General features: G+C 67.7%; 8 protein-coding genes. 5 read left to right on the forward strand and 3 right to left on the reverse strand.

All coding sequences use genetic code 11. The annotated features are described in order from the left end of the window. Window positions 1-5: 5 nt before the first annotated feature. Complete coding sequence (locus IAE58_RS04330) at window positions 6-1,316, reverse strand: XVIPCD domain-containing protein (protein WP_199932670.1); 1,311 nt, start codon at window positions 1,314-1,316, stop codon at window positions 6-8. Then, complete coding sequence (locus IAE58_RS04335) at window positions 1,313-1,966, reverse strand: hypothetical protein (protein WP_108762260.1); 654 nt, start codon at window positions 1,964-1,966, stop codon at window positions 1,313-1,315. Before IAE58_RS04335 ends, IAE58_RS04330 begins: the two co-directional genes overlap by 4 nt. A gap of 403 nt (window positions 1,967-2,369) precedes the next feature. Here IAE58_RS04335 and IAE58_RS04340 point away from each other — a divergent pair, with 403 nt between their 5' ends. Next, window positions 2,370-2,879 carry an N-acetyltransferase gene (locus IAE58_RS04340; protein ID WP_199932669.1) on the forward strand — a complete coding sequence of 170 codons (510 nt, stop codon included), beginning with the start codon at window positions 2,370-2,372 and terminating at the stop codon, window positions 2,877-2,879. A 46-nt stretch (window positions 2,880-2,925) separates the two neighbouring features. Here the strand turns inward: IAE58_RS04340 and IAE58_RS04345 are convergent, their stop codons facing one another. Then, window positions 2,926-3,129: a hypothetical protein gene (locus IAE58_RS04345; protein WP_199932668.1), complete on the reverse strand. Its 204-nt coding sequence runs from the start codon at window positions 3,127-3,129 to the stop codon at window positions 2,926-2,928. A 129-nt stretch (window positions 3,130-3,258) separates the two neighbouring features. On the opposite strand from IAE58_RS04345, the gene tadA reads away from it, so the two are divergent. The 4 genes from tadA to IAE58_RS04365 all read left to right on the forward strand — a co-directional run bounded on the left by tadA (window position 3,259) and on the right by IAE58_RS04365 (window position 6,770). Beyond that, window positions 3,259-3,783 (forward strand): tRNA adenosine(34) deaminase TadA, encoded by a 525-nt coding sequence (gene tadA, locus IAE58_RS04350; RefSeq protein ID WP_199932667.1) that lies wholly within the window; start codon window positions 3,259-3,261, stop codon window positions 3,781-3,783. A gap of 78 nt (window positions 3,784-3,861) precedes the next feature. Beyond that, complete coding sequence (gene orn, locus IAE58_RS04355) at window positions 3,862-4,434, forward strand: oligoribonuclease (protein ID WP_108749924.1); 573 nt, start codon at window positions 3,862-3,864, stop codon at window positions 4,432-4,434. Between the two features lie 137 nt (window positions 4,435-4,571). Further along, entirely contained in the window at window positions 4,572-5,444 is an 873-nt protein-coding gene (locus tag IAE58_RS04360; RefSeq protein ID WP_199932666.1) for an EcsC family protein, read from the forward strand. A gap of 210 nt (window positions 5,445-5,654) precedes the next feature. Beyond that, a complete protein-coding gene (locus tag IAE58_RS04365; protein ID WP_199932665.1) occupies window positions 5,655-6,770 on the forward strand; it encodes an alkene reductase in 1,116 nt (371 codons plus the stop codon). Window positions 6,771-6,835 lie beyond the last annotated feature (65 nt).

Raw genomic sequence — 6,835 nt, forward strand, 5'->3', positions numbered from 1 at the left:
GCCCGTCAGGAGGGCAGCGCGCGTGCCTGGCTCTGCAGCAGCTCCTGCTGCGGGTCGCGTTCCTGGCTCTGGCGCTGGGCGGTCTGCTGCTCGATGCGCTGGGTGCTCTGTTCCAGCGGCGTGTGGGTGGCCACTGCGGTATCCACCGATACCCGCAGATGGCCGGGATCACCACTCTGGCCCTGCACCGCAAAACTGCGCGCGGCATCGCCGCTCATCACCACCTCGTCGATGCGCTGGCCGCCGGCGGCGTGCATTTCCGCTGCCAGTGAACCTGCCAACTGCGTGCTCATCGCATCGGGCGTGCGCCCGGCACGTGCGTCCAGGGCGTGTACGCCGCGCAGGGCATCGTTGAACAGCGGATTGCCCGCATGGTCACGTTCGGTAATGCCCGGCAACGGCGCCACCGGGGCTTCCCGCCGTGCCGGCTCGCCCGGCTGCAGCGGGCCGCGGCTGTGGTCGTAGATGTCGTACAGATTGCCGGTGATGCCACGCGCACCAATGGTGATGCCGCGGCGCACGCGCTCCACCTCGTTGCGGTACTCGCCGATCATCCGGCTGTTGTCGCGGGCCAGCTCCTGCGTGCCCGCGGTGTTCAAGACCGAATCGTCGCCGAGGAAGTTGCTGAGCTTGTGCGAGCCCAGTGACGAGGCCGCCGCGCCCAGTGCACTGTCGGGAATGAGCGCGCGGAAGCGGCTGTTGCTGAAGCCCCAGCTGCCCAGTGTGTCGATCTCTTTCTGCGTGGCGTACATGCGCACGTCACCGAAGTGCTGCGAGGCCGCACTGACCGGGTCGGCCGCCATCACGTGGTTGAGCACGTTGTGGCCGCCTTCGGGAATGCGGTAGGTCAGGCTGACCGCGCCGTAGGCGTTGAAGGTTTCGCCTTTCAGATCGAAGTGATGGGCCGAAATCTGCGCCAGCGTGCCGCCCAGCGAATGCCCGGTCACGCTCACTTCGGGGGTCTGGCCCAGGTCGCGGCCTTCTTTCTGCGCATAGGCCAGGGCGTGGCGGGTCAGTTCCAGTGCGTCGTTGGCCTGCAGGTTGCGCCGGGCCAGCACCATACCGCCGTCGGTCAGGATGCCGTCGCGACCGATCTGTTCGGTGCCACGGTGGGCGACCACGATCTCGTGGGTATCCACGCGCTGGTAGATGGTGCCCTGGTAGCCGTTGAGGCGGTTGTTGGCGTGTTCCAGCACCCGGTAGGCGTGGCCATTGAGGATGACCGGCTGCTCCTGCGCTGGATCGTGGCGGCCGACCCGTTCATCGCGGTAGGCATCGCTGGCCAGCGCGGCGTAGTCCTGGCTGGTCACGGTCATGGGCTGACCTCGTGCGCGCTGAGGGTGGCCGAGAACAGGGCGTCGCGCAGTTCGGCGCGGAAGCGGTTCGGGTCCTGCTGGCCGCTGGCGCCGTAGTCGGGCATGTCATCCACGCGCGGGTAGTCGCCGCGCGGATAGTGCCGGGTTTCGGCGCGCCCGCCCGTGAACGGATCGGCGCCCAGGAAGGACAGGAAGCGGGTTTCGCCGTCGGCGCCGGTGGCCTTGAGCATGGCGCCGGCACCGCTGAACGACCAGGTGCAGACGCCGCGGCCGTAGTAATCCTCGTCCAGCATGCGGTCCAGGTAGACGGTGCCGCGATACTCGTTGTCGGCCACCTTGCGCAGGGTCACCGGCTCCTGGCTGGTGATGCGCGCGGGGGTGCCGGTTTCCGGCTCGATGTAGCCGCACTGGTCTTCGTTGGTGACGTCGTACTGGGCCACGCCTTCGACCACCGCGAAATCGCCGGGTGGGTTGGCCAGCCGCAGGACCAGTTCATAGGCCTTGCGGGGGGCGGGGTTGAGCTTTGCCAGGCCGCGCCCTCCCTGGGCGACGTTGGCGGCGGCGGAATCAAACTCCTGTGACATGAGAGCCTCCGGGCTGCAGGCGATCAGCAGCGACAGAACAACGCAGGGAAATGTGCGGCCGCGCATCCTCAGGCCGCCTGTGGGGCGGGGCAGGGACGGTGCGGCAACACGGCAGGCAGCGTCTGCAGATGTACAGCCGTGCGCGCGAACGCCAACGCAATGTGCACGGCAGGTCTCCTTTCCTTGGGGACGGGAGTTTTGATTATGGGAGGCCATGACGACACGGTGCCACCGCTTGCGGCCTGGTTCCGTCATGAATTTGACGCAAGCAGCCCAGCCGGTGCCGTGGAAATGCCTGTTTGCACAAGGGCTTGCGCATGCTGCAGCACGCTGGAACCCGCTGTGGACGGGTGTCTCAATTCGTGAGGTGGGTCAACAATTCACATGGAGTGTTCAGGCCCGCCAACGTTGCGGTTGCGTGAATCCGCACGCCGCGCCATCGTGTGCGCGCTTCCCTGGAGTCCCTGAAATGCCTTTCATCCGCCCCGAACAACCGGCCGATGTGGCCGCGATTCACGCCCTGACCGAGGCCGCCTTCCGCCAGGCCGAGCACAGCAGCCATACCGAGCAGTTCATCGTGGATGCACTGCGGGCGCGCGGCGAACTGACGGTGTCGCTGGTTGCCGAGCAGGACGGTGAGGTGGTCGGCCATGTGGCGGTGTCGCCGGTTGCGGTCAGCGATGGCAGTGCCGGCTGGTTTGGCCTGGGCCCCATTTCCGTGCTGCCGGCCCGGCAGGGGCAGGGCGTGGGCGCGGCGTTGATGCAGGCCGCCATCGACGCACTGCGCAGCCAGCAGGCGCACGGCTGCGTGCTGCTGGGCGAGCCGGCCTACTACGGTCGGTTTGGTTTCCGCGCCGAACCGGGGCTGATCCTGCCGGGGGTGCCTGCGGAGCATTTCCAGGCCCTCTGCCTGCAGCCGCCGATGGCGCAGGGCGAGGTGCGCTATTCGCCAGCGTTCGAGGCAACTGCGCCGCTGTGATGGGGTCAGATCCGTTTTCCGACGGAGCGCGGCTCTGGCCCCGGCGTCAAGGCGCCTGCCAGGGGCGCGGTTCCGGCGCCGGCGGTGGAATGCGGTAGCCACCGATGTGCGTCAGCAGTTCATTGGTGCGGCGTTGTTCGGCCAGCAGTTCACGCATGAGACTGCGCACGCCGAAGATCGCGAACGGTACCAGGATCCACACCACGCTCATGACGGCGGCGAAGATGAAGAACAGAATCTGACCCCCCATTACGGGCACTCCTTCCTTGGAAAAACGTTGAATCTAGCATTGTGACCGGCCGGCCACCCGGCCTGCACGTGCCTGGGGCGTACAATGCCGGCCGTCCGGCGTGGCCGGGTCTTCACTGCGAGAACCACCATGAGCGATTCCCTGGGCGTGCCCGTGCACGATGCTGACGAACACTGGATGCGCCACGCGCTGGCGCTGGCCGAGCGCGCGCAGCACGTGTTCGATGAGATTCCGGTGGGCGCGGTGCTCGTGGGCGCCGACGGCCAGGTGCTGGGCGAGGGCTGGAACCTCAACATCGCCAGCCACGACCCCAGCGCGCATGCCGAAATCGTCGCCATGCGCGAGGGCGGCCGCGTGCTGACCAACCACCGTCTGGTGGGCAGCACCCTGTACGTGACGCTGGAGCCGTGTGCCATGTGCGCCATGGCCATCGTCCATGCGCGCGTGGCCCGGCTGGTCTATGGCGCCAGCGACCCGAAGACCGGCGCCTGCGGCAGCGTGTTCAACCTGCTGGGCGATGCGCGACACAACCACCGGGTGGAGATCCATGGCGGCGTGCTGGCCAAGGAGGCCAGCCTGCGCCTGACCAACTACTTCCGCGCCAAGCGTGGCAAGCCACCGCTGCTGCTGGAAAACCACGCCGACGAGGCCTGAGCAGCGAAAGGGTATGATGGTCGCCCCTTTCCTATTCCTGCGGCGGGCCACGTGCCTGCCCGGCAACGAGACGACACGATGGCCGACAACGGCGCGAGCAACGAGCGACTGATCTGGATCGACCTGGAAATGACCGGGTTGGATACCGACAACGATTCGATCATCGAGATCGCCACGGTCGTGACCGACGCGCAGTTGAACGTGCTGGCCGAAGGCCCGGAATTCGCCATTCACCACCCGCTGGAAACGCTGGAGGCGATGGACGAATGGAACCGCAACCAGCACCGCCGTTCCGGGCTGTGGCAGCGCGTGCTGGACAGCACCACCACGCTGGGCCAGGCCGAAGCGCAGACCATCAACTTCCTGGCGCAGTGGATTCCGGCCGGCGCTTCGCCGATGAGTGGCAACTCGATCTGCCAGGATCGCCGCTTCCTGCACCGGCAGATGCCGCGGCTGGAAAAGTATTTCCACTACCGCAACCTGGACGTATCCACGGTGAAGGAACTGGCCAAGCGCTGGGCACCGAGCGTGGCCGCGGGCCTGACCAAGAACAGCAACCACACCGCGCTGAGCGATGTGCATGATTCCATCGCCGAACTGCGCCATTACCGCCAGTTCATGGGTGAGCTGTCGGGCCTGCCGGTCGCCTGAGCGGGACGCCGGGCATGGCCCGGCGCTACCCATTCCCGGGCTCGGATCCCTTTCCAGCGGAAAGGGCTCTGACCCCAGTAACGCCGGGCCGCGTGCCCGCGACGATCCGTTCAACTTCCCAGCGCTATGATCGGCCCATGAACGAGCCGACCCTGCTGCCGCGCGATATCGCCCACGATGCCCAGGACTGGGGTGACCTGCAGCGGGCAGTCGCCCTGCTGGAGGCGCCCACGATCACCGCGCGCATGGCCAACCTGGTGGGCACGCCGCTGGAGTTCGCGGTGAAGGCGCTGCCGACTGCGGTGTCCGGCCGCATCCATGGCGCGGTGCAGGCCGCCTTGTCCAAGTCCGCGCAGGCGGCGTTGTGGAGCATGGGCAACACGCCGGGGAAAACCGCATCCACGCGCTGGCACAAGCTGGCCGCGGCCACGTCCGGCGCGGTGGGTGGTGCGTTCGGCTTCGCCGCGCTGTTCATCGAACTGCCGGTGTCGACAACGATCATGATGCGCGCGGTGGCCGATGTCGCCCGCAGCGAAGGCTTCGACCTGTCGCAGTTCAGCACGCGCCAGGCCTGCCTGGAGGTGTTCGCGTTGGGCGGCAATTCGCCGCGTGACGATGCCAGCGAAACCGGCTATTACCTGGCGCGCGGCTTCACCACCGATGTGATGCGGCATCTGTCGGCCGAACTGGCTGGGCGCGTGGTGACCGGGCGCGACCTGACCCTGGGCGTGGCGCCGAAGGAGGCCGGCAAGCTGCTGGCCAAGCTGGTGGAGAAAGTGGCGGCCCGCTTCGGCGTGGTGGTGACTGAAAAATTCGCCGCGCAGGCGGTGCCGATTGTCGGTGCGGCGGCGGGTGCAACGCTCAATACGATGTTCACCGACTACTACCAGGACATGGCGCGTGGCCATTTCATCGTGCGCCGGCTGGAGCTGAAGTACGGCGAGGATGTGGTGCGCGCGTGCTACGACCGCATTGCCCATGGCGGGGCGTTGATCGAACCAACGCTGTAACCGCGCATCGTAGATGGGTAGAGTCGACCGTTGGTCGACTGCTTTTGGCCGACCGGTCATGAAAGCCCGCGCTGCGCGCGATAGTCGACCAACGGTCGACTCTACCGTCCATCCTTGCCTGAGCGGCACAACTGTTTTGCCAGACTGCGTCTGTTGCGCCGCGCGCGGTACCCCCACTCTTGTGGGCAGTCCCCCGCACGAGATGCCGCCATGTTGTTCACTCCCTATCGCCTGGGCCCGCTGCGCCTGCCCAACCGTATCGTGATGCCGCCGATGACCCGCTCGCGGGCGGCGGCCGGCAATGTCGCCACCGCGCAGATGGCGCAGTACTACGCGCAGCGTGCCAGCGCCGGGCTGATCGTGAGCGAAGGCACGCAGATCAGCCCGCAGGGCCAGGGCTATGCGTGGACGCCCGGCATCCACAGCGCCGAACAGGTGCAGGGCTGGCGGCAGGTGACCGACGCGGTGCACGCCGCTGGTGGCCGCATCTACGCGCAGCTGTGGCATGTGGGCCGCGTTTCGCACGTGGCCCTGCAGCCCGATGGCGCCGCGCCGGTGTCTTCGTCGGCGCTGCTGGCCGAGGGTGTGAAGGTGTTCGTGGACCCCACTGGTGCCGGCCCGGACGCCGGGGTGGGCGAGATGCTGCAGCACTCGATGCCGCGTGCGCTGGCCGAGGACGAGATTCCCGGCATCATCGCCGATTACGTCCAGGCCACCCGCAATGCGCTCGCCGCCGGCTTCGATGGCGTGGAGCTGCACGGCGCCAACGGCTACCTGATCAACCAGTTCATTGATTCGCAGGCCAACCAGCGCACCGATGGCTACGGTGGTGCGCTGCAGAACCGCCTGCGCTTCCTGCGCGAGGTGGTGCAGGCGGTGGTGGCGGTGGCCGGTGGTGATCGCGTGGGCGTGCGGCTGGCGCCGCTGACCACCCTGCAGGGTGCGGTGGATGACACGCCGCAGGCGACCTATCTGGCTGCCGCGCATCTGCTGGGTGAGCTGGGCGTGGGCTACGTGCACATTGCCGAGGCCGACTGGGAAGACGCGCCGGAGATGCCGGTGGCGTTCAAGCAGGCGCTGCGGATGGTCTACCCGGGCACGCTGATCTATGCCGGCAAGTACAGTGCCGAGCGCGCCGAGCAGGCGCTGGTCGAGGGCTGGGCCGATCTGATCGGGTTCGGCAGGCCGTTCATTGCCAACCCGGACCTGCCCGAGCGCCTGCGTACCGGCGCGTCATTGAACGCACCGGACCGCGCGACCTACTTCGGTGGCGGAGCGGCGGGCTACACCGATTACCCGGTGCTGGACGAGGCTGTCGAGGCCTGATGCTGGCAGAGGTGGCGCCCCACCGGCGGGCCCCCCCCCCCCACGGTTGGGGTCCTACAGCCGCC

The sequence above is a fragment of the Stenotrophomonas sp. S49 genome (assembly GCF_016624905.1).
Classification (GTDB): domain Bacteria; phylum Pseudomonadota; class Gammaproteobacteria; order Xanthomonadales; family Xanthomonadaceae; genus Stenotrophomonas.